Consider the following 21,638-nt stretch of genomic DNA (forward strand, 5'->3'; position numbering starts at 1 on the left):
TTCTGGTGTCTTCTCTCTTTCTACATGCTGACGTGGTCCAACTGCCGCAACTCCGAAATCGGGGCTGATTCAGGAAGCCTAGGTTTGCAAATGCCGACTAGGTGCTGGATTCGACGAAAATGAGTGCAAAATTGCCCGAATTAGGTGGTCGAACAGGACCGATTAGGTGCTGCGGGATCAGACGTAACGGATCCGGCCTCGTGGGATCGACTGAGGAACACCACCGCTTCGGGGGCGGCGGTCCCACGATCCTGACCGACCAACTTCCCGAGCGAGCCGTTATGCTCGACTCATGCTGCCCACACGCCACCTTGCCGAACTGTCCGGCAGCCTCGATACTCTCAGCGCGCATGCCCGTCAGCCTGCTGAGACTCTCGCTTGGCCGGTTCCGGCTTGTCCGGGTTGGAGTCTCGCCGATCTTTTCGGGCACGTCGGTGCGATCGAGCGGTGGGCCGCCGAAATAGTGCGTGGCGGGAAGTTGGTCAAAGAGGGGAAGGCGCCAGAGGAGCACGCCGAAGCATGGTTCCTTGACGGTGCAGGCGCTTTCCTCGAAACGATGGCAGCGCTTGATCCCGAGGCGCAGTGCTGGACTTTCGGACACGCGCCGCACACGGCCGCATTTTGGCTTCGGCGCCAGGCGCACGAACACGCCATCCATCTCGTGGACGCTTGCCAAGCTTCCGGATGGGAGATGCCAGCGTTCGCCGAGGACTTCCTGCTTGACGGCGTTGACGAGGCATTGGCGATGTTCGCCCCGCGCCAAATCCGGTTGGAGCGAATGGCGCAGCTAGGCCAGGCGGTGACTTTCAGGGTACCGGATGGCACCAGCTGGACACTGGGTGAAGGGACTGCCGCTGCGACAATTTCCGCGCCGCTGCGCGAAATGTATCTCGGACTCTGGGGGCGCTCAAACCTTGCAGACACTGCGCTTATCGAAGGCGACGCCGAGCTTGCGCATCGGGCAATCCGAGGTCCGCTGACCCCCTGAATAGGTTCCGAAAACGTCAAGGTTCGTTCAGACGGTCTGGTTCCGCATTCCCCTAGACCAAGAGGACTTCAGTCTTCCGGAACCATGAGGGAACCCGGTCGAACCTGGTACGTTTCAAGTCCGGGTTCCTTCAAAACGGCACCGACGGCAGCAGCTGTTCCCGCCACGAACACTGACCTCGCGTAGATTTCATTGCCAACGAACCAAGCCCCATCATTTGGAAGCCAGTTCATGGCGAGCCTATTTGGCGGAGAATCGATGGGTTCAAGTGCACTCTCCAAACCTCCGCGTCGAACGTGCATGACCCTCTGCTGGCCGATGATGATGGTCGGTGTGGCTAGAACTTCATCCAGCAGCGAACTGTAGCCTTCCCAGACAAAGAACATGAAGTCACGCGACTTTGTGTGCTCTAAAAGGATGGTGGACAACCTTAGAGCTACTTCTCGATCAAGGGTTCCGGACTCGGGTTCGTAATATCGGTTTGGGTCAGGATGAACGGCCGAGACTATGTCGCTCCATTGGGTCGCACTGTCCAAGGTCATACTGCGTCCAACCAGATCCGACCAACGCAATCGACGGCCCTCGGGAGTTCTAACGGGGTTCAGAACTCGGGCAAATGCGGCATAGCTTGGTGGTACCAGCGCCGAAAGTGCTCCGGGAGTGTGGCCTGCGATCTCCCCCACGTACCACTCGAGTGTCATTTCCTGATTCAGATCAGTCACGCTCCTTCATTTGAGCCTCCTAAGTGATATCGAGAGCAAGAACCCAGCTCACTGTGTTGACAAATCTTTCAGCATGCAGCTCTGGTTCCGCTAGGTACTCGGCACTGACCGATAAGACCACGTTTCCACTGCCGGGCAACGCATCGCTCGGCAATCTGACCATCACGGTGTTGTCCTCAGCACTCGTTGTGCAAACACTGTGATCCGTCGGAGTGCAAATAAAGGTTCGATCAGGTGCAGAAAGCGGATCAATCCCAGCCAATGGCCCGTCAAAAATGGATATTTGCAGATATTCAGGGGCTAGGGAATCGCTCAGAGTGATCTGACTAGGGGCACGTCCACTCACCCTAAACGGAGAGGGAAAGTTTCCCGACTGATCCAGGCGTTCTGTATGAACTCCGTACTTCCAATCCACTGTGTAGGGGCGGATCTGCATAGCACCGTAAGTGAGGCTTGGCGGGCGAGGACGAGCCCCCTTGTACTCTCTCATGGGTATCCGCTGGGCCTTCGTCGTCTCAGGCCCCATTGGCGTTGTTGAGCCGGCTGCACACGATCCCGCGGTGACGGACAGGAAGAGCCCACCCGCCACCGAGGCCAGTATATTTACGAGTCGCATCCGAATCGCGTCTCGACGTCGCTTGAAGTTCTCGCGACGTAATTCGTGCCACCGATCGTCACGCGATGATATCCATTGCCGCGATAGGTCTGCAGACTGGTATTCCCGCAGACGGCCTTGGCATTGACGTCGAGGCGAGCCAAGCGATTGGTTGCGGACGCACTGTTGAATGCCGAACGATGCCACACTCCGAACCATCCCGCTTTCATTATCTCCGCGCCTGCTACTTGGTAAGACGGCGCGCTTCTGCAATCTCGTATCCCGGCGTGCACTGACGACATTCCACCGCTTAAGTGCACCCTCTCTGTGTATCCAGCACAGCCATAAGGGTTGCCATTGATTAGCGCCCTGACGCTCATTGAACCGGGGTTCTGTTCAGCTCTCATCTGCGAATAGGAGGAGTCGCTAAAGACTTCTTCAGCGGTACCCGACGTATCCGAGGCGGAGGCTGTCGGGGCTGACACCGCAATGAAAGTTGCGGCAGCGATCGCGGCCAGGCCGAACTTGCGAATACTCATGGTTTTGATCTCCTAGACATTGCTCCGAAGACCTTCCGCAACGTTGGCTAAACCACTTGGAGCCCATGCACGCTCAGGATCCGCAAATATTGGCGGGAACCAGACAACGATGCGTTTGGCCTTATCCTGTTTTGTGAATTTGGATCGTTCAGGATCGGCGCCGGTCCTAGGCAGAGCCTAAGCGCTTACCCCGCCATTAGGTGGAGAAGCAACCCAAACTGAGTGGTCAAGTCGGTGCAATTGAGTGCCGAAATAGCCGGCTTTGTGAAATCTCACTGAGAATCCACTCAATTTCGAGCCCATCCGAGGTCGCGTGATAGAGAACGCCGCGATTGCCGTCAAATGCAGCCGCCGCGAGTCTCGCCATGTCCGATTTCGTCGCCAAACACGACGTACGCCGCCACGATTCTCCTAGGCACAGGAGGGCCGCAGAAAGCCCGTGCGATGCGAGCGGCAGCGAACGCCCGCAACGCAACATGACCCTCGCGGCGCAACAAACCGAGACCCCGCTCCCACCATCTGGTATCCCAAACCGCCGCCCACTGCCCGGCCCCTTGACTCACACCCCCGCCTTCCCTAAACTTTTCATAAAGCAGAATCTAAATTCCACAAAGCGGAAACTTACGAAACGCTCCACCGGAGCGAACCAACGAGCCGAAGCCCAAGGGAAGATAGATCAAAGCCCCTCCCCGGAAGGACACCTACGATGACGTACACAGTGAACTGCTCCATCCTCCTGACGGAGCTGCCCTTGCTCGAGCGCCCCGCAGCCGCGAAGGCAGCCGGTTTTGACGCCGTCGAGTTCTGGTGGCCCTTCGAAACCTCCGTCCCCAACGACGCCCAAATCAACGAGTTCGAAAACGCCATCAAAGACGCTGGCGTTCAGCTCACGGGCCTGAACTTCAACGCCGGCAACATGCCCGGCGGCGATCGTGGCCTGGTTTCCTGGCCCGCACGCTCCGCCGAGTTCCAGGACAACATCGATGTTGTCGCGGGCATCGGTGAGCGACTCGGATGCAAGGCCTTCAACGCCCTTTACGGCAACCGGGTGGACGGCGAATCCGCCGAGAAGCAGGATGCCATCGGCGCTGAAAACCTCGCGACGGCGGCAGCCGGCGTCGCGCGCATCGGCGGCACCGTCCTCCTCGAACCGGTCAGCGGCGCTCCCAAGTACCCGCTCCTCACCGCTGAAGACGCGCTCAAGGTCATCGCCCGCGTCAAGGCGGAGTCCGGCGTCGGGAACGTCAAGCTCCTCGCGGACTTCTACCACCTGGCAGTCAACGGCGACGACGTCGAATCGGTCATCGAAAACCACGCCAAGGACTTCGGCCACATCCAGATCGCGGACAACCCGGGCCGCGGCGCCCCCGGAACCGGCACCCTTCCCCTCGGTGAATGGATCGCCCGCAGCCGCGAACTCGGCTACACCGGCCACATCGGGCTCGAATACAAGGAACCGCAGGAAACCGCCTTCAGCTGGGCGATCCGCGAACGCGTCGCCCGCTAAAAAGCACACCCGAGCTAAAACACAGACTTTCAGAAAGAGAACCATTATGAGCAACGTCGCAGTCATCGGACTCGGAATCATGGGCCTTCCCATGGCCATCAACCTCGTCAAGGCAGGCCACAACGTCACCGGTTTCAACCGCAGCCAGGACAAGATCGACAAGCTGGTCTCCGAAGGCGGCAAGGGCGCGGCGAGCATCGCGGACGCCGTCAAGGACGCCGACGTCGTCATCACCATGGTGCCTGACTCCCCCGACGTCGAAGGCGTAGTCAGCGGCGAAGAAGGCGTCTTCGCGAACGCCAAGAAGGGCGCGCTCTGGATCGACGCGAGCAGCATCCGCCCGGACGTCGCGGTCCGCCTCTCGGCAGACGCCAAGGCAGCCGGTATCCGTCCGCTGGACGCCCCGGTTTCCGGCGGTGAACAGGGCGCCATCGACGCCGTCCTGTCCATCATGGTTGGCGGCGACGCAGCAGACTTCGACGCGGCCCAGGATGTCCTCAACGCGGTCGGCAAGACGATCGTCCACGTCGGCCCCTCCGGCTCCGGCCAGACCGTCAAGGCAGCCAACCAGCTGATCGTCGCGGTCAACATCGAGGTCCTCGGCGAAGCCATTGCCTTCCTCGAGGCCTACGGCGTTGACACGGATGCAGCCCTCAAGGTCCTCGGCGGCGGCCTTGCCGGCTCCAAGGTCCTCGACCAAAAAGGCCAGAAGATGCTCGACCGCAACTTCGACCCCGGCTTCCGCCTTGCCCTGCACCACAAGGACCTCGGCATCGTCACCTCGGCAGCCCGCGAAGCAAACGTCGCCGTCCCCCTCGGCGCCGTCGTCGCACAGCTCGTCGCCGCAACCGTCAACCAGGGCGACGGCGGCCTCGACCACTCGGGACTCTTCAAGCAGGTCCTCCAGCTCAGCGGCCGGAAGTAACCCCGTCGAGCACTCCTCAAACCTAAGAGTTTGTGTACAGATAACACCCGGAAACACCCCTCTTGAGGGCGTTATCTGTACACAAACTCGCTTCAGCACACCCAAAAACAGACTTCACAGCCCATTTAGGAGCACACCATGACGAAGATGCGCACTGTTGACGCAGCCGTCGCCATCCTGGCAAAGGAAGGCGCCACCGAGGCGTTCGGCCTGCCAGGGGCGGCAATCAACCCCTTCTACTCCGCGATGCGGGCCCACGGCGGCATCCGCCACACCCTGGCCCGCCACGTTGAAGGCGCCAGCCACATGGCTGACGGCTACTCCCGCGCAGCGGACGGCAACATCGGTATCTGCATCGGCACCTCCGGCCCGGCCGGCACCGACATGATCACCGGCCTGTACGCAGCCTGGGCAGACTCCATCCCCATGCTCTGCATCACCGGCCAGGCCCCCGTCGCCAAGCTGCACAAGGAAGACTTCCAGGCCGTGGACATCGAGTCCATCGCCGCCCCGGTCACCAAGATGGCCATGACCATCCTGGAACCGGGCCAGGTTCCCGGCGCCTTCCAGAAGGCCTTCCAGCTCATGCGCTCCGGCCGTCCGGGCCCGGTCCTGCTGGACCTCCCCTTCGACGTGCAGATGGCCGAGATCGAATTCGACATCGACGCCTACGAGCCCATTACCGTCGAGAAGCCCAAGGCCAGCCGCAAGCAGCTGGAAAAGGCACTGGACATGCTCACCGCCGCACAGCGCCCGCTGATCGTCGCCGGCGGCGGCATCATCAACGCCGGCGCATCCGCGCAGCTGGTTGAACTGGCCGAGATCCTCAACGTTCCCGTCATCCCCACCCTGATGGGCTGGGGCACCATCCCGGACGACCACCAGCTCATGGCCGGCATGGTCGGCCTCCAAACGAGCCACCGCTACGGCAACGAGACCATGCTGCAGAGCGATTTCGTGATCGGCATCGGCAACCGCTGGGCCAACCGCCACACCGGCGGCCTGGACACCTACACCGCCGGCCGCAAGTTCGTGCACATCGACATCGAACCCACCCAGATCGGCCGCGTGTTCTCCCCGGACCTGGGCATCACCTCCGACGCCGGTGCAGCGCTTGACGGGCTGATCGAGATCGCCCGCGAACGCCAGGGCGCCAAGTCCCTGCCGGACTACACCGCATGGGTTGCCGACTGCATCGCCCGCAAGGGATCCCTGCAGCGCAAGACCCACTTCGAGAACGTGCCGATCAAGCCGCAGCGCGTGTACGAAGAGATGAACAAGGCCTTCGGCAAGGACACCACCTACGTGTCCACCATCGGCTTGTCGCAGATCGCCGGCGCGCAGTTGCTGCACGTTTTCGGCCCGCGCAAGTGGATCAACGCCGGCCAGGCAGGTCCCTTGGGCTGGACCGCTCCGGCCGCCCTCGGCGTCGTGCGCGGCAAGCCGGACGAGACCGTTGTTGCCCTGTCCGGTGACTACGACTTCCAGTTCATGATCGAAGAGCTGGCCGTGGGCGCACAGTTCAACCTGCCGTACATCCACGTGGTGGTGAACAACTCGTACCTGGGCCTGATCCGCCAATCCCAGCGCGGCTTCAACATGGAACAAAACGTGTCCCTGGCATTCGAGAACATCAATTCCCCGGAAACCAACGGTTACGGCGTGGACCACGTCAAGGTGTCCGAAGGCCTCGGCTGCAAGGCAATCCGCGTGGAGAACCCGTCCGACCTGCCTGCTGCCTTCGACAAGGCCAAGGCACTCATGGGCGAATTCAAGGTTCCTGTGGTGGTTGAGGTGATCCTGGAAAAGGTCACCAACATCTCCATGGGCGTTGAAATCGACGGCGTGAACGAGTTCGAAGAACTGGCTGAGCGCGGCGCGGACGCCCCCACGTCGATCATCGCCCTGCTGGACTAGGAAGAGGTACGGAATGCGTGTGGTCATAGCCCCGGACAAGTTCAAGGGCTCGCTCTCGGCGCCCGAGGTCGCCAGCCGCTTGGCTTCCGGACTGCGGTCCGGCTTCGCGGCGAAGAACCCGGGCGAGGGTTTTGAGGCCACACTCATTCCAGTGGCCGACGGCGGCGAGGGGACTCTCGACGCCGCCGTCGGCTCCGGCTTCACCCGCCGGAGCGCCACGGTCACCGGCCCGCTGGGCGAGCCGGTCACGGCCGAGTTCGCGGTTCGCGGCGGGGAAGCGGTCATCGAAATGGCCGCGGCTTCCGGGCTCGCGGTCCTCCCCGGCTTCGGCGATGGCACGGCCCCCAACCCGGCCACCGCCCAAAGCGCCACGAGCCAAGGAACCGGCGAACTCATCCGCGCCGCTTTGGACCTTGGTTGCCGGCACATCATCCTCGGAGTCGGCGGCAGCGCCAACACCGACGGCGGCGCCGGAGTCCTGCAGGGACTCGGCGCCGTCCTCCTCGACGCCGACGGCAGGGAACTCCCCGGCGGCGGCGCGGCACTGGCCCGCCTGGACCGGATCGACTTCTCGAATTTCGACGTCCGCCTCGAGGCCACCGAATTCGTGTTGGCGTCCGACGTCGACAATCCCCTTTTGGGCCGCACAGGCGCCGCCGCGATCTTCGGACCCCAGAAAGGCGCGACGGCGGACGACGTCGCCACTCTCGACGCCGCGCTGGCCCGCTTCGTGGAGGTCCTCGCCGCCGAGATCGGCCCTGAAGCCCGCGACGCAGCGAGCGCTCCGGGCGCGGGTGCGGCAGGCGGCGTCGGCTACATTGCCATCGCGGCGCTGCACGCGGCGCGCAGGCCGGGTATCGACGTCGTGCTCGAATTCACCGAACTTGAAGGGCGCCTGGCGGGCGCAGACCTCGTGATCACCGGCGAAGGCAGCCTCGATGAACAGAGCCTGCTCGGCAAGACACCCATGGGCGTGGCCCGGGCGGCAGCTCGTACGGGAACCCCTGTGATTGCGGTCTGCGGCCGCAGTACGCTGAGCCCGGAACAACTTTCGGAGTCCGGTTTCGAGTCGGTCCATGCATTGACCGACGTCGAAGCCAATGTAGCCAAATGCATAGCTGAAGCGGGTCCGCTGCTCGAAGAATTAGGTAGGCACATCGGCGTGCGCCTTACGGAAATTTCGGCATCCACCCAAGACGCAGCACGGATCGACACCAAGGAGCACCTCAATGTCTGAAGAAACCACCCCGGTCCACGGCCTGTTTGACTTGGTCATCCGTGGCCAGCGCATCCTCACCACGGCAGGCATCACTGCCCGCGAAGTCGGTATCCGCAACGGCGTGATCGTCGCGATCGAGCCTCTCGGAAACGGCCTTCAGGGCACCGAAGTGATCGACCTCGCGGACGACGAAACCCTCATCCCCGGCCTCGTGGACACCCACGTCCACGTCAACGAGCCCGGCCGCACCGAGTGGGAAGGCTTTGCCTCGGCCACCCGCGCCGCAGCCGCCGGCGGTGTCACCACCATCATCGACATGCCGCTGAACTCCATCCCGCCCACCACCAACGTGGAAGGCCTCAAGCTCAAGCGCGAAGTGGCCGAGGACCAGGCGTTCGTGGACGTCGGATTCTGGGGCGGTGCCATCCCTGGCAACAAGTCCGACCTCCGTCCCTTGCACGACGAAGGCGTTTTCGGCTTCAAGTGCTTCCTGCTCCACTCCGGCGTGGACGAGTTCCCACACCTCGAAGCGGACGAGATGGAAGAGGACATGGCGGAGCTCAAGTCCTTCGATTCCCTCATGATCGTGCACGCCGAGGACTCCCACGCGATCGACCACGCACCCCATCCCGGCGGCGCCCATTACTCCACGTTCCTCGCCTCCCGCCCCCGCGGTGCCGAGAACAAGGCGATCGCCGAGGTCATCGAACGCGCCCGCTGGACCGGTGCGCGTGCGCACATCCTGCACCTTTCGTCATCGGACGCCCTGCCGATGATCGCGTCGGCAAAGCGCGACGGCGTCCGCCTCACCGTCGAGACCTGCCCGCACTACCTCACCCTCATGGCCGAGGAAATCCCCGACGGCGCCACGGCCTACAAGTGCTGCCCGCCCATCCGCGAAGCCTCCAACCGCGAGTTGCTGTGGCAGGGCCTGCAGGACGGCACCATCGACTGCATCGTCTCGGACCACTCCCCTTCGACCCTTGACCTCAAGGACCTCGAAAACGGCGATTTCGCCGTCGCCTGGGGTGGCGTGTCCTCGCTCCAGCTGGGCCTCTCCCTGATCTGGACCGAAGCCCGGCACCGCGGCATCCCGCTTGAGCAGGTCGTTTCCTGGATGTCCGAGAAGCCGGCAGCCTTGGCCCGCCTGCAGAACAAGGGCCAGCTCGCCCTAGGCTACGACGCGGACTTCTCGATCTTCGCGCATGACGACGCGTTCGTCGTCGACGTCACGAAGCTCAAGCACAAGAACCCGATCACGCCGTACGACGGCAAGGCGCTTTCCGGCGTCGTACGCAAGACGTTCCTGCGCGGCCACGAGATCGACGGACGCACGCCCAGCGGCAAGCTGATTCGCCGCGGCGGCGTCTAAGGGCGCCATGGCCGTCAACGTCCACGCCCCGTACGGAAAGCTGCCCGATCGGCTGAATCCCTCACGGCACCAGGCTGCCCCACCGCGCCCGGCCCTGCATCCGCGCGGCCTGGCTCTGTGGGTGCAGCCCGGCGAAGGCCAGGACATCGACCCGGCGGTCTGGGCAAAAGCCGCTGAAGCGGTCCTGGCCCGCGCCCGCAAACTTGCTCCGGGGGCGGAAGTCCTCCTTTGGCCTGCCGCCGGAGCAGCAAAGTCCGGCGATGACGAGTCCGACGCCGGAAATCGCCCCGCTGCTGCCGCCAACCCGCCGGTCTCCCTGGCCGGGCGGCGCAGCAGCGTGGCAGTGGACCTGGCCGCGGACACCGTGCTCCTGGACGGTGTCCCGGTCAGCTTCACCGCGATGGAACACAGCCTCCTCCGGTACCTCGTGGAGAACTTGTCCCGGGCCATCCCACGTGAAGAATTGCAACGCTTCCTGGAGTCACTTGACTGTCCCGGCGCGGCATTCCGGTCGATCGACGTGTATGTTGGACGCGTCCGGCGCAAGCTGGGCTCCGGCCGCCACGTCATCGCCACCGTGCGTGGAGGCGGCTACCAATTTGTACCCGGACCAGGCAGCACCGTCCGCGGACCCGCGGAATACTGCATCTAGGCAGCCTGTTACACCAATAGATTGATCGCCGGCCACGGCGGTTGCCCGACAAGTCAAGGATCGCAACATGACCCAGAAACTCCTCGCCGGAACCCAGGCCCCCGATTTCGCGCTGCTTAACTCCGAGGGCCAGAAGGTAGCCCTGTCCGATTACCGCGGACGCAACGTCATTGTGTACTTCTACCCCGAAGCCTCGACCCCCGGCTGCACCACCGAGGCTTGCGACTTCCGCGACAGCCTCGCCAGCCTGCAAGGCTCGGGCTACGAAGTCCTGGGCATCTCCCCGGACGCGCCGGAAAAGATCGCCGGATTCGTCGACGAGTACTCCCTCACGTTCCCGCTCCTGTCCGACGAAGACCACGCGGTCGCCCTCGCCTACGGTGCCTGGGGCGAGAAGCTGCGCGACGGCGAGATCGTCGAAGGCCTGGTCCGCTCCACCGTGGTGCTCGACCCCGAGGGCAAGGTCAGGCTCACCCAGTACCAGGTGCAGGCACAGGGCCACGTCGCGGCGCTGAAGACCGAACTGGGCCTGTAACGCTAGCTCACGTAAGACCACCAATGAAGTAATCCTCCTGCGGTCATCTGCAGGAGGATTACTTCATTCCCGATCAATCGTGTGCAAGCGTTTGAAGGGGCGCTCAGTAAGAACCTCGGTCGCCGTCTCCATGGCGCGGACCCAGCCAGCGGTATCAGCGCTTCTCATGTCAACGAGTTCGACAATTCGTTTCAGATCGTCCGTCAGGTTGCGGGTAAAAATCGGCTCATGATGGGCAATTCGGTTCCGCAAAAGGCGTATGGCATCCAGGTCGTTGTAGATCCGCCCACGTAGTGCCGCGGGCGCAATGCGAATTGCGTGCGGGAACAAAGCGAGAATCGCCGAGTTCCATATACGTTGATCATGCCGAGACGTAAACATTTTCTGCCAAAAGACAAACTTCAGTTCTGCGATGACCTTGCCGGTAGTCGCTTCATTGTTCCGTGTAGCTACGAGATTCCCTCGAGGGCTATACCCGTGGCCTCGCGCAGTGCTGGGCAGGCCGAAGCACGGGCATTCCAGCCATAAAGATCCAAGGCTCGCTTCGGATCCCCGGAGACGGCCCTCAGATAAGTCGACATCCTAGGCACAGACAGAGCGGCGTGAATAGCAGCTTGCGTGGCGGGTTTGGCATAGGGCATGACCTTATCGTAAAGTCAGTACCACGAGTCGCGAGTTTCGTGGGCTGAGGCCTCCCCTCGCGGACAAAAGATGTAACGAGGAGCCCGCCAATTGGCGGGCTCCTTGCTTTGGGCACTCAATTGAGTGTCGCCGTCGCCGTTTGTGGGTCCAAACGCGGGCGGGGCCGCGTCCACCACTCAATTTTGGCCAAATCACCACCTAATATGGCCATCCGCGCCACCTAATCGGCGACGGCAAATCCTAGGCTCGACTACGCCGGTGTTCGCGCTGCCGTAGTTGGGGGACAGCGCGGACGCTGGTGTCCGTTACTGGGTCATGCCTTGGCGATCGCCTCCTGAAGAGCGCCAAGAACCAATTGCACCGAGGCCCTGTTGGCGTTTGGGCCCATCATCCCGATCCGCCACACTGAGCTCGCGAACGCACCCGCTCCGGCACCGATCTCGATACTGAAGTTCCGCAAAAGGTAAGCGCGGACGGCGGCCGAATCGACGCCGTCGGGCACTTTCACAGTGGTGAGGCTCGGCAACCGCGCGCCTTCGGCAGCGAACAATTCCAGCCCCATCGCTTCGAGCCCGTCGCGCAACTCCGAGCCGGCCGCCTGATGGCGGGCCTGGACGACGTCGAGCCCTTCGGACAGTATGCGGTCCACCCCGGCCTCAAGGCCGGCGATCATCGCCACAGGCGCGGTGTGGTGATAAGTCCGGCTACCGGTCGCCGCACCGACGTAACCCCCAAGGAGCCCGATATCGAGGTACCAGGACCGGGGATCCTTGACGCGTCGTTCGAAGGCCTGGTCCGACACCGTGAAGGGAGACAAACCCGGCGGGACTCCGAGGCACTTTTGCGTGCAGGCGTAGCCGACGTCGATCCCCCAATCGTCGGCGAGCAGTTCCAGGCCGCCGATGGAGGTCACCGCATCGACGATCAGCAGCGCGTCGCCTTTTCCGGCGCCCAGGGGTGCGACGTCGGACAGGACACCCGTGGAGGTTTCCGCATGGACCGCTGCGATCACCTTGGGATGCGGGTGCGCGGCAAGGACCCGTTCCGCGTCAACGGGCTGGCCCCATTCGTGATCGACGCGCAGCACCGTGGCCCCGCAACGCCGGGCGATCTCGCACATGCGCTCCCCGAAAAGCCCGTTGACGGCAATTACCGCAACATCGCCGTCGGACACCGTGTTGACGAAAGCTGCTTCCATGCCGCCGGAGCCGGTCGCGCTCAGCGGCAGCGTGCGGGAATTCCTGGTACCCCAGACCTCCCGCAGCCCCTCGCAGGTCCGGTCCAGCCGTTCTATGAACAACGGATCCAAATGCCCGATCACCGGGTACGCGAGCGCGGCGGTCACCTCCGGATAGCAATTGCTCGGGCCGGGGCCGAAGAGATAACGGGAAGTCAGGACCTCTGGCATGGCGGAACTCCTTTGGCTCGTTGCTGACATTGTCCACCCGACGGCATCCACGGGCGAGGGAAGCTGCGGTATTCTCTTGACACTGCGGCGCCGATTGGATTCACTATTACGTATGCTGAAATAACAGTTCCATGATGCGGAAGGCTTGCCCGTGTGATACGCAAGTCCATCCGGCACCAATCGCTGGAGTTCCGCATAGCCGACACCATGGATGCCAGCACTCGCACGAGGAATGAACAAGCATGCAGCTTGACGTATTCAACAGCGTGGACCGTGCGGACGCCATCGACGTCCTGCGCCCATGCCTCGACATCCAACGCTGGGTGGAGAACATCGCCGACGCGCGCCCGTTCAACAGCGTAGATACCCTGCTCAGCTTCGCCGGGGAAACAGCCGAGCCATTTACGGCGGACGAAGTCGCCGCCGCCATGGCACACCACCCCCGGATCGGCGAACGGCCCAAGGAGCAGACCACCGAAGCCGCGATGTCCCGCTCCGAACAGGCCGGCGTCGACCCCGGCGACGACGGCATCGCTGCCGCTTTGGCGGCCGGCAACAAGGAGTACGAGGCCGTGTTCGACCGAGTCTTCCTGATCCGCGCCGCGGGACGGACAGCGCCTGAAATCCTAGCCTCGCTCCAAGAGCGCCTCGGCCATACCCCCGAAGAAGAAGACGTCATTGTCGCGGGCCAGTTGCGCGAGATCGCGTTGCTCCGCCTTGCCGGAGTGATCAGTGCCGACGCCGTCAACGAAGGAGCCAAAGCATGAGCGTTTCCCAAATCACCACCCACATCCTGGACACCGGTTCGGGGCGCCCGGCGGCCGGCGTCGCCGTCGTGCTTTACGTCCGGGACGGCGACAAGTGGCTGCAGGTCGCGAGCGGCGCCACCGACGCCGATGGCCGGATCAAGGATCTCGGCCCCGAAAGGCTCGACGGCGGCACTTACCGCCTCAACTTCGAGACCGGCCCGTACTACGCGGCGCAGGGGGTGGACACCTTCTTCCCGGAAGTGGACTTGAGCTTCACCGTGTCCGACGCCGGCGAGCACTACCACGTGCCCCTGCTGCTCAGCCCGTTCGCCTTCTCGACCTACCGAGGCAGCTAACCCACCCCCGAGTTTGTGTACAGGTCGCACCCCTTAAACGCGCTTAAGACGGTCATTATCTGTACACAAACTCGGGGCGGTAGTCTGGAAGGCATGGTTTCTGAGCATTCACACATCGTCGGCGCGTCCGAGGGCAGCAACCCGGAGCGTCGGGGGATCACCGTCCGGCGTGCTCCGAAGTTCGTTCCGTTCATGGTCCTGGGCGGCGTGCTCGGCATCATCGTTGCCGCAATCGTCGCCTACGGAATCCCCGGAGACACCAGCTTCGATACCGGCGCCGTCTTTGGATTCTTCCTTGTCTCATTCGCCGCGGCAGGCGTCCTGCTCGGTTCCATGGCTGCTCTGGTCTTGGACAAGATCAGCCTGAAGCGCTCGGAACGCGCCGTCGTCGAGTCCGTCCCGCACGCGCCCGAGGACGACGACGAAGCATAGGATCCCGGTCACAAAGTCGCGTGAGGGAAAATACCACGCCAACATCATGCGACAATTGACCAGTGGCACGTGGCGACGGAAAACTTTCTCATGATCTTCTCCCCGACGAAAAAGGACCCCAGGACGCTTGTGGCGTCTTCGGCGTCTGGGCTCCGGGCGAAGAGGTAGCAAAACTCACCTATTACGGGCTGTACGCGCTGCAGCACCGCGGACAAGAATCGGCTGGTATCGCTACCAGTGACGGCAAGCGCATCAACGTCTACAAGGACATGGGCCTCGTATCCCAGGTCTTCGACGAGACAACCCTGAACACCCTGACCGGGCACCTTGCCGTCGGCCACTGCCGCTACTCCACCACCGGAGCGAGCCACTGGGCCAACGCGCAGCCCACCCTGGGCGCAACCGCCACCGGAACCGTGGCCCTCGCCCACAACGGCAACCTCACCAACACCGCCGAACTCCGCGAAATGATCCTTGAGCGCAACGGCGGACAGCTGACCGGCGAAATGAAGCAGGGCAACACCTCGGACACTGCCCTGGTCACGGCGCTCCTGGAAGGCGAAGAGGGCAAGACCCTCGAGCAGACCGCCATGGAGCTCCTGCCCAAGATCCGCGGCGGCTTCTGCTTCGTCTTCATGGACGAAGGCACCCTCTACGCAGCCCGCGATACCTACGGCATCCGCCCGCTGTGCCTCGGCCGCCTGGACCGCGGCTGGGTTGTCGCGTCCGAACAGGCCGGCCTCGCCACGGTCGGCGCGTCCTTCATCCGCGAGATCGAGCCGGGCGAATTCATCGCCATTGACGAGAACGGCGTCCGCTCCCAGCGCTTCGCGGAGCCGACGCCGGCCGGTTGCGTTTTCGAATACGTCTACCTGGCACGCCCCGACGCAGCGATCGGCGGCCGTTCCGTGTACGAATCCCGCGTGGAAATGGGCCGCCAACTGGCCCGCGAAAACACCCACGAGGCGGACATCGTCATTCCGGTACCGGAATCCGGCACGCCCGCGGCCGTTGGATACGCCGAAGAATCCGGCATCCCGTTCGCGCACGGCTTCGTTAAGAACGCCTACGTGGGCCGCACCTTCATCCAGCCGTCGCAGACGCTGCGCCAGTTGGGCATCCGCCTCAAGCTCAACGCGCTCGAGTCCGTGATCCGCGGCAAGCGCGTGGTGGTTGTGGACGATTCGATTGTCCGCGGCAACACCCAGCGTGCCATCGTCCGGATGCTTCGCGAAGCCGGGGCAGCGAGCGTCCATGTGAAGATCTCGTCCCCGCCCGTCCAGTGGCCGTGCTTCTACGGCATCGACTTCGCATCCCGCGCCGAGCTGATCGCCAACGGTGCAACTGTGGAGGAAATCTCGCAGGCCATCGGTGCCGATTCGCTGGCCTACATCTCTGAAGACGGCATGATCGGCGCTACCATGCAGCCGCGCGAACGCCTCTGCACCGCGTGCTTCACGGGCAAGTACCCCATCGAGCTTCCCGGCTCGGACAAACTGGGCAAGAACCTCCTGGAACGTACCGACCTCGGCGGGCTGCCGACGTCGGACGCCGCCGCAGCGGAAGACGCGGACACCGAGGACCCCGCCGAGAAGCCGGGCGCCACGGGCTGCGACCCCGGACCCGACGCCGAGTTTGAGAACCTGCTGACCGACGCCGATAAGAAAGAGTCTGTATGACCTCCGCATCCCCCTCCGCCGAGAACTCGACCGGTATCACCTACGCGTCTGCCGGCGTCGACGTCGAAGCGGGAGACCGCGCCGTCGAACTCATGAAGGGCGCCGTCAAGGCGACCCACAACAGCTCGGTGCTCGGCGGCGTCGGCGGATTCGCCGGCCTGTACGACGTCTCCAAGCTGCTCACCTACAAGAAGCCGCTGCTGGCAACCTCCACGGATGGTGTCGGCACCAAGGTGGCCATCGCGCAGGCCATGGACATCCACGACACCATCGGTTTCGACCTCGTCGGCATGGTTGTGGACGACATCGTGGTGGTCGGTGCTGAGCCGCTCTTCATGACGGACTACATCGCATGCGGCAAGGTTGTGCCCGAGCGCATCGCGGACATCGTCCGTGGCATCGCGGCTGCCTGCTCCGTGGCCGGTACCGCCCTCGTGGGCGGCGAGACGGCTGAGCACCCCGGCTTGCTGGGCGAGCACGAGTACGACGTCGCCGGCGCCGCTACCGGCGTTGTCGAAGCCGATTCCCTGCTTGGTCCGGACCGCGTTCGCGCAGGCGACGTCGTGATCGGCATGGCTTCTTCGGGCCTGCACTCCAACGGGTACTCCCTGGTTCGCCGCGTCATCAACCACGCCGGGTGGGCCCTGGACCGCCAGGTGTCCGAACTCGGCCGGACCCTCGGCGAGGAACTGCTGGAACCCACGCGCGTGTACGCCGCGGATTGCCTCGATCTCGCACGGGCATTCCCCGTGGGCGCTTCTTCCGATGCCGCCGTGCATGGCTTCAGCCACGTCACCGGTGGCGGCCTTGCAGCCAACCTGGCCCGCGTCCTTCCGCAAGGCCTCGTTGCCACGGTCGACCGCGCAACGTGGGAACTGCCCGCCATCTTCAAGCTCGTCTCCGAACTCGGCAACGTGCCCCTGGCTGACCTTGAGCGCACGCTCAACCTCGGCGTCGGCATGGTGGCCGTGGTCTCCCCCGAGATCGCCGATGCCGCCGTGGCCCGCCTCAACGAGCGCGGTCTGCCGTCCTGGATTATGGGCACCGTTGCCGCGGACTCCCCGTCCGTGGACAAGAGCGGCCCGGACTACGTCCAAGGCGCCAAGGGCGTCGACGGCGGCGCCGTGCGTCTCGTAAACGCCTACGCCTAGAATTTCTGGCGATAGAAAGCCCTGGCGGGCCCTGTTGAACTGGGCCCGCCAGGGCTTTTTCCTACAGCACGGCAGGCAGGACTGACCTCCGGAACGGCAACGAAAAACGGCCCGCTAGGTACGCCACATCGCGGCGTGCCCAGCGGGCTTGATCGTTTCGAGGAGGCATGGCAAATTGCCACATGACCTTGTTAATGTACGACGGCGGTACGCAACTTGGTGCCCAGCGGCACCTGTGGGTTGCTACAGCTATCCGATACGGCGGGAATCTACCTCGTCGTCATCGTCTTCCAAGTCCTGTGCGTACTTGTCCTCGTATGCCGAGTAGTCCGGCTCCGGCGGATCATCCGCGAATCGGCTCGTCGCACGACTTGATGGGCTCGTCAGCTCACGCTGAAGGGCCGAGTAGTCAGTGTTCGGGGAGTAGTACTTGATGTCCCGAGCCTGCTTGGTAGCTTTTGCCTTTTGACGGCCGCGCCCCATGGCGTGACCCCCTTTTGTACTTGGACCGGAGGTGGTCACCTTGGCGATCGGTGAGGCCCCGGAATGTTTGGTCAATTTGTCGTATGTCTAGATTACATGCTTTCTCGAGCATCTGCGTGCCACATGACTCATCGAAAGCAGCGTCACGAGTCGCGGATGGCGGCATCCTCGTGAAAATCTTGGGTAGAGTCGCCTAATATTTGGGCCAAACGCACGAAAGGCGCACATTTAGACATGGGCCAGGACAACACCCTTCCGGGCACGGACACTCTTTCGGACGGAGACACCCTTCCGGACGATGAAACCCTGCCCGACGAGGGCACTCTTCCGGACGGCGGCAGGTCCCGCCGCAAAGCCTTGCCTGTGCGCAGCACGTTGGACCTGATTACCCGGCAGAGGCTCATCATCGGCGGCATCGTATTCGGCGTGCTGGTCCTGATTGGCATCCTGATCTGGATCCTCCTTGGCATCCTCGCCAACCACCCCGCCGCCGAGTCCAACCCTGCGCCCCTGGCCTCGGCCAGCCGTGGCCCCCTTCCGGCTGACATACAGGCAAGGGACTACCAACAAGGTGACTGCTTCTCCGACTTCGACTCCAACGCCAGCCAGGGCCGGGTAGTGGAATGCAACACACCCCATTCCGCCCAGCTGGGCGCCGTTTACCGGTATAACGCCGACGATTCCTTCCCGGGGGCCGATGCTTTGAAGGAAAAGGGCCGCGAGGTCTGCCGCAACCTCGTGCTTAACGAAGCTTCCACGAACTACAAACTTCTCCAGCAGAACGTGTATCCGAGTTCCGCCAGCTGGGATAAGGGCGACCGCCGGGTGGACTGCTTCATCGTGGTGGACTCGGGTAACACGCTCAAGGAGTCGGTGCTACAGCAGTAGCGGTCTCCCGGCGGCCGCCGCTGGGGCTTACTCCTTCCGGCGTACCATCAGCCCCGTTCCGGCAGGGGATCCGCCGTCGGGACCCACCAGGGCTTCCAGGCCCTCAATGGTGAGCTCATCGACGTCGGCGGCCGTGTCAACCAGCACAGTGTCCCCGTCGCTGATGTTCCCGGCGAGGATTTCCTTGGCCAAGCGGTCGCCGATTTCGCGCTGGACCAGCCTGCGCAGCGGGCGGGCACCATAGGCGGGATCGTAGCCGGACATCGCGAGCCAGGCACGGGCGCCGTCGCTGACTTCGAGGCTAAGCCTGCGGTCGTGCAACCGCTTGGTCAGCTCGGCCACATGCAGCTCGACGATCCTGGCGAGTTCATCCACGGTGAGCGGGTCAAACAGGACAATCTCGTCGAGCCTGTTGAGGAACTCTGGCTTGAAGGATGCGTTGACCACGGACATCACGGCGTTCCGCTTGGCCGCGGCGTCGAGGGTCGGATCCACCAGGTACTGGCTTCCCGAGTTCGACGTCAGCACCAGGATGGTGTTCCGGAAATCCACGGTGCGGCCCTGGCCGTCGGTGAGGCGGCCGTCGTCGAGCACTTGCAGGAGGATGTCAAACACCTCAGGGTGGGCCTTCTCCACTTCATCCAGGAGGACTACGGAGTACGGACGGCGACGCACCGCTTCCGTGAGCTGGCCGCCTTCCTCGTAGCCTACGTATCCGGGAGGAGCACCGACGAGCCTCGCCACGGAGTGCTTCTCCCCGTATTCGGACATGTCGATCCGCACCATGGCGCGTTCGTCGTCGAAGAGGAAATCGGCGAGGGCTTTCGCCAGTTCCGTCTTTCCGACGCCGGTGGGGCCGAGGAACAGGAACGATCCCGTGGGTCGGTTGGGGTCGCTGATCCCGGCGCGGGCACGGCGGACGGCGTCCGACACGGCAGCAACGGCCTTGGACTGGCCGATCAAGCGCTTGCCGAGTTCCGCTTCCATGTGCAGCAGTTTCTGGGATTCACCCTGCAGCATGCGGCCGGCCGGAATGCCGGTCCAGGCCGAGATGACTTCAGCGATATCGTCCGCCGTGACTTCTTCCGCGACCATGGGGGCCGGTTTGGCTTCACCGCGTGCTTCCCGCGCGGATTCTTCCTCGGCAGCTGCGCTAAGCTCGCGTTCCAAGGCAGGCAGCTCGCCGTAGAGGATGCGCGAAGCGGCCTCGAGATCGCCTTCGCGCTGGTACTTTTCGGCGGCCGAGCGCAACTCGTCAATCTTCGCCTTGAGGTCGCCAACCCGGTTGAGTCCGGCCTTTTCGGCTTCCCAACGGGCGTTCAGCGCAGCGAGGGTTTCCTTTTTGTCCGCTTTGTCGGCCCGGAGAGCCGCGAGGCGCTCCACCGAGGCGGCGTCGGTCTCGCGGGCAAGGGCAAGCTCCTCCATGGTGAGCCGGTCCACCGCTCGCCTGAGCTGGTCGATTTCCTCGGGAGCGGAATCGATTTCCATGCGCAGCCTGGATGCTGCCTCATCGACGAGGTCGATCGCCTTGTCCGGCAACTGGCGGCCGGAGATGTAGCGGTTGGACAGGGTCGCGGCAGCCACCAGGGCGGAGTCCGCGATGGCAACCTTGTGGTGGGCCTCGTAACGCTCCTTGAGCCCGCGGAGGATGCCGATGGTGTCCTCGACGCTCGGTTCGCCCACATAGACCTGTTGGAAACGGCGTTCCAGGGCGGGGTCCTTCTCAATGTTCTCGCGGTACTCGTCGAGTGTGGTCGCACCGATGAGGCGCAGTTCGCCACGCGCCAACATCGGCTTGAGCATGTTGCCGGCGTCCATGGCGCTATCACCGGTCGCACCGGCGCCAACCACGGTGTGCAGCTCGTCGATGAAGGTGACGATCTGGCCGTTGGAGTTCTTGATCTCCTCCAGCACGGCTTTGAGGCGTTCCTCGAATTCACCGCGGTATTTGGCGCCCGCCACCATGGAGGCGAGGTCCAGGGCGATCAGGGTCTTGCCTCGAAGACTCTCCGGAACGTCACCGGCCACCATGCGCTGGGCGAGGCCCTCGACGACGGCAGTCTTGCCGACGCCCGGCTCGCCGATCAGCACGGGGTTGTTCTTGGTCCGGCGGCTCAAGACCTGGACCACGCGCCGGATTTCGCTGTCCCGGCCGATCACGGGGTCAAGCTTGCCGGACCGCGCCACTGCCGTGAGGTCGGTACCGAACTTCTCCAAAGCCTGGAACGTGTTCTCCGGGTCCTGCGAGGTGACTTTCCGATCACCGCGGACACCCGGCAAGGCGGCGAGGAGTGCCTCATGGGAGGCACCGGCGTCGCGCAGGAGTTTTCCCACAGCGTCACTTCCGGCCGACAACCCCAAGAGGAGGTGCTCGGTGGAAACGAAGGAGTCGCCGAGTTTCTCGGCCTCGTTCTGCGCGGCTTGGATCGCCTGCATTGAGGGGCGGGAAAGCTGTGCTTGCTGGACCGAACTGCCCGACGACGACGGCAAAGACTTGATTGCCGAACTGGCCTGTACGCTCACGGCATCCGGGTCCGCGCCCGTAGCGCGCAAAAGCGCGACGGCGACCCCTTCGCGCTGGTCCATGAGCGCCTTGAGGAGATGGGCGGGTTCGAGCTGGGGGTTTCCCGCGGTGGAGGCGTTCATGGCCGCCGCGGAAAGTGCCTCCTGGCTCTTGGTAGTGAATTTGACGTCCATGGAAGAGCTCCTTTCGGGAAGAAAACCGCATTTTCAAAGTTGAGTCTACTACGCTCAACTTTGAGTCGTACCCTCTCCCGCTCCATGTTTGCCGACGGCGAAACTGCTGTCCATAGCGGCGGCCGCGTATGTGGAAAACGCTATGTGGATAGCCCGCTCGCCCTTTGCGGACATTGATCCTA

At 63.5% G+C, this 21,638-nt stretch carries 18 protein-coding genes; 14 read left to right on the plus strand and 4 right to left on the minus strand.

Annotation, left to right across the window (positions count from 1 at the left end; translation table 11 throughout):
* The first annotated feature begins 292 nt into the window (after positions 1-292).
* Positions 293-988, plus strand: coding sequence for a maleylpyruvate isomerase family mycothiol-dependent enzyme (locus ABCW42_RS17880; RefSeq protein ID WP_423182448.1), 696 nt, complete (start codon positions 293-295; stop codon positions 986-988).
* Between the two features lie 68 nt (positions 989-1,056).
* Here ABCW42_RS17880 and ABCW42_RS17885 read toward each other — a convergent pair whose 3' ends face one another.
* Positions 1,057-1,710 (minus strand): hypothetical protein, encoded by a 654-nt coding sequence (locus tag ABCW42_RS17885; RefSeq protein ID WP_423182449.1) that lies wholly within the window; start codon positions 1,708-1,710, stop codon positions 1,057-1,059.
* 1,840 nt (positions 1,711-3,550) lie between these two features.
* Here ABCW42_RS17885 and ABCW42_RS17890 point away from each other — a divergent pair.
* From ABCW42_RS17890 to bcp, 7 genes are all read left to right on the plus strand, one after another.
* Positions 3,551-4,351, plus strand: coding sequence for a hydroxypyruvate isomerase family protein (locus tag ABCW42_RS17890; protein WP_423182450.1), 801 nt, complete (start codon positions 3,551-3,553; stop codon positions 4,349-4,351).
* A gap of 46 nt (positions 4,352-4,397) precedes the next feature.
* Positions 4,398-5,276: a 2-hydroxy-3-oxopropionate reductase gene (locus tag ABCW42_RS17895; RefSeq protein WP_423182451.1), complete on the plus strand. Its 879-nt coding sequence runs from the start codon at positions 4,398-4,400 to the stop codon at positions 5,274-5,276.
* A 138-nt stretch (positions 5,277-5,414) separates the two neighbouring features.
* Positions 5,415-7,193 (plus strand): glyoxylate carboligase, encoded by a 1,779-nt coding sequence (gcl, locus tag ABCW42_RS17900; protein WP_423182452.1) that lies wholly within the window; start codon positions 5,415-5,417, stop codon positions 7,191-7,193.
* Between the two features lie 13 nt (positions 7,194-7,206).
* Positions 7,207-8,430, plus strand: a complete 1,224-nt coding sequence (locus ABCW42_RS17905; protein ID WP_423182453.1) for a glycerate kinase — start codon at positions 7,207-7,209, stop codon at positions 8,428-8,430.
* Positions 8,423-9,784, plus strand: a complete 1,362-nt coding sequence (gene allB / locus ABCW42_RS17910) for an allantoinase AllB (protein ID WP_423182454.1) — start codon at positions 8,423-8,425, stop codon at positions 9,782-9,784. Before ABCW42_RS17905 ends, allB begins: the two co-directional genes overlap by 8 nt.
* Positions 9,785-9,791: 7 nt before the next feature.
* Positions 9,792-10,436: a winged helix-turn-helix domain-containing protein gene (locus ABCW42_RS17915; RefSeq protein ID WP_423182455.1), complete on the plus strand. Its 645-nt coding sequence runs from the start codon at positions 9,792-9,794 to the stop codon at positions 10,434-10,436.
* 67 nt (positions 10,437-10,503) lie between these two features.
* Complete coding sequence (gene bcp / locus ABCW42_RS17920) at positions 10,504-10,971, plus strand: thioredoxin-dependent thiol peroxidase (RefSeq protein ID WP_423182456.1); 468 nt, start codon at positions 10,504-10,506, stop codon at positions 10,969-10,971.
* Between the two features lie 955 nt (positions 10,972-11,926).
* Here the strand turns inward: bcp and ABCW42_RS17925 are convergent.
* On the minus strand, positions 11,927-13,021 hold the full coding sequence (locus tag ABCW42_RS17925; protein WP_423182457.1) for a pyridoxal-phosphate-dependent aminotransferase family protein: 1,095 nt from the start codon (positions 13,019-13,021) through the stop codon (positions 11,927-11,929).
* A 242-nt stretch (positions 13,022-13,263) separates the two neighbouring features.
* On the opposite strand from ABCW42_RS17925, the gene uraD reads away from it, so the two are divergent.
* From uraD to purM, 5 genes are all read left to right on the plus strand, one after another.
* Positions 13,264-13,788 (plus strand): 2-oxo-4-hydroxy-4-carboxy-5-ureidoimidazoline decarboxylase, encoded by a 525-nt coding sequence (uraD, locus tag ABCW42_RS17930; protein WP_423182458.1) that lies wholly within the window; start codon positions 13,264-13,266, stop codon positions 13,786-13,788.
* On the plus strand, positions 13,785-14,126 hold the full coding sequence (gene uraH, locus ABCW42_RS17935) for a hydroxyisourate hydrolase (RefSeq protein WP_133203587.1): 342 nt from the start codon (positions 13,785-13,787) through the stop codon (positions 14,124-14,126). The genes uraD and uraH overlap by 4 nt, the downstream gene beginning before the upstream one ends.
* A gap of 93 nt (positions 14,127-14,219) precedes the next feature.
* On the plus strand, positions 14,220-14,558 hold the full coding sequence (locus ABCW42_RS17940; RefSeq protein ID WP_423182459.1) for a hypothetical protein: 339 nt from the start codon (positions 14,220-14,222) through the stop codon (positions 14,556-14,558).
* Between the two features lie 62 nt (positions 14,559-14,620).
* Positions 14,621-16,237 (plus strand): amidophosphoribosyltransferase, encoded by a 1,617-nt coding sequence (gene purF, locus ABCW42_RS17945; RefSeq protein WP_423182460.1) that lies wholly within the window; start codon positions 14,621-14,623, stop codon positions 16,235-16,237.
* Positions 16,234-17,388, plus strand: coding sequence for a phosphoribosylformylglycinamidine cyclo-ligase (gene purM, locus ABCW42_RS17950; protein ID WP_423182461.1), 1,155 nt, complete (start codon positions 16,234-16,236; stop codon positions 17,386-17,388). The genes purF and purM overlap by 4 nt, the downstream gene beginning before the upstream one ends.
* Positions 17,389-17,637: 249 nt before the next feature.
* Here purM and ABCW42_RS17955 read toward each other — a convergent pair whose 3' ends face one another.
* Positions 17,638-17,871, minus strand: a complete 234-nt coding sequence (locus tag ABCW42_RS17955; RefSeq protein ID WP_133203576.1) for a DUF3073 domain-containing protein — start codon at positions 17,869-17,871, stop codon at positions 17,638-17,640.
* Between the two features lie 234 nt (positions 17,872-18,105).
* Here ABCW42_RS17955 and ABCW42_RS17960 point away from each other — a divergent pair, with 234 nt between their 5' ends.
* Positions 18,106-18,759, plus strand: a complete 654-nt coding sequence (locus ABCW42_RS17960; protein ID WP_423182462.1) for a septum formation family protein — start codon at positions 18,106-18,108, stop codon at positions 18,757-18,759.
* Between the two features lie 27 nt (positions 18,760-18,786).
* Here the strand turns inward: ABCW42_RS17960 and clpB are convergent, their stop codons facing one another.
* Entirely contained in the window at positions 18,787-21,456 is a 2,670-nt protein-coding gene (clpB, locus tag ABCW42_RS17965) for an ATP-dependent chaperone ClpB (RefSeq protein ID WP_423182463.1), read from the minus strand.
* Between the last annotated feature and the right edge of the window lie 182 nt (positions 21,457-21,638).

The organism is Arthrobacter sp. NyZ413, from assembly GCF_049390645.1.
Classification (GTDB): domain Bacteria; phylum Actinomycetota; class Actinomycetes; order Actinomycetales; family Micrococcaceae; genus Arthrobacter.

What these genes read in the sequence shown, in the direction of transcription:
- ABCW42_RS17880 (WP_423182448.1), top strand. Translation starts at nt 293, where the DNA reads ATGCTGCCCACACGCCACCTTGCCGAACTGTCCGGCAGCCTCGATACT.
- ABCW42_RS17890 (WP_423182450.1), top strand. Translation starts at nt 3,551, where the DNA reads ATGACGTACACAGTGAACTGCTCCATCCTCCTGACGGAGCTGCCCTTG.
- ABCW42_RS17895 (WP_423182451.1), top strand. Translation starts at nt 4,398, where the DNA reads ATGAGCAACGTCGCAGTCATCGGACTCGGAATCATGGGCCTTCCCATG.
- gcl (WP_423182452.1), top strand. Translation starts at nt 5,415, where the DNA reads ATGACGAAGATGCGCACTGTTGACGCAGCCGTCGCCATCCTGGCAAAG.
- ABCW42_RS17905 (WP_423182453.1), top strand. Translation starts at nt 7,207, where the DNA reads ATGCGTGTGGTCATAGCCCCGGACAAGTTCAAGGGCTCGCTCTCGGCG.
- allB (WP_423182454.1), top strand. Translation starts at nt 8,423, where the DNA reads ATGTCTGAAGAAACCACCCCGGTCCACGGCCTGTTTGACTTGGTCATC.
- ABCW42_RS17915 (WP_423182455.1), top strand. Translation starts at nt 9,792, where the DNA reads ATGGCCGTCAACGTCCACGCCCCGTACGGAAAGCTGCCCGATCGGCTG.
- bcp (WP_423182456.1), top strand. Translation starts at nt 10,504, where the DNA reads ATGACCCAGAAACTCCTCGCCGGAACCCAGGCCCCCGATTTCGCGCTG.
- ABCW42_RS17925 (WP_423182457.1), bottom strand. Translation starts at nt 13,021, where the DNA reads ATGCCAGAGGTCCTGACTTCCCGTTATCTCTTCGGCCCCGGCCCGAGC.
- uraD (WP_423182458.1), top strand. Translation starts at nt 13,264, where the DNA reads ATGCAGCTTGACGTATTCAACAGCGTGGACCGTGCGGACGCCATCGAC.
- uraH (WP_133203587.1), top strand. Translation starts at nt 13,785, where the DNA reads ATGAGCGTTTCCCAAATCACCACCCACATCCTGGACACCGGTTCGGGG.
- ABCW42_RS17940 (WP_423182459.1), top strand. Translation starts at nt 14,220, where the DNA reads ATGGTTTCTGAGCATTCACACATCGTCGGCGCGTCCGAGGGCAGCAAC.
- purM (WP_423182461.1), top strand. Translation starts at nt 16,234, where the DNA reads ATGACCTCCGCATCCCCCTCCGCCGAGAACTCGACCGGTATCACCTAC.
- ABCW42_RS17955 (WP_133203576.1), bottom strand. Translation starts at nt 17,871, where the DNA reads ATGGGGCGCGGCCGTCAAAAGGCAAAAGCTACCAAGCAGGCTCGGGAC.
- ABCW42_RS17960 (WP_423182462.1), top strand. Translation starts at nt 18,106, where the DNA reads ATGGGCCAGGACAACACCCTTCCGGGCACGGACACTCTTTCGGACGGA.
- clpB (WP_423182463.1), bottom strand. Translation starts at nt 21,456, where the DNA reads ATGGACGTCAAATTCACTACCAAGAGCCAGGAGGCACTTTCCGCGGCG.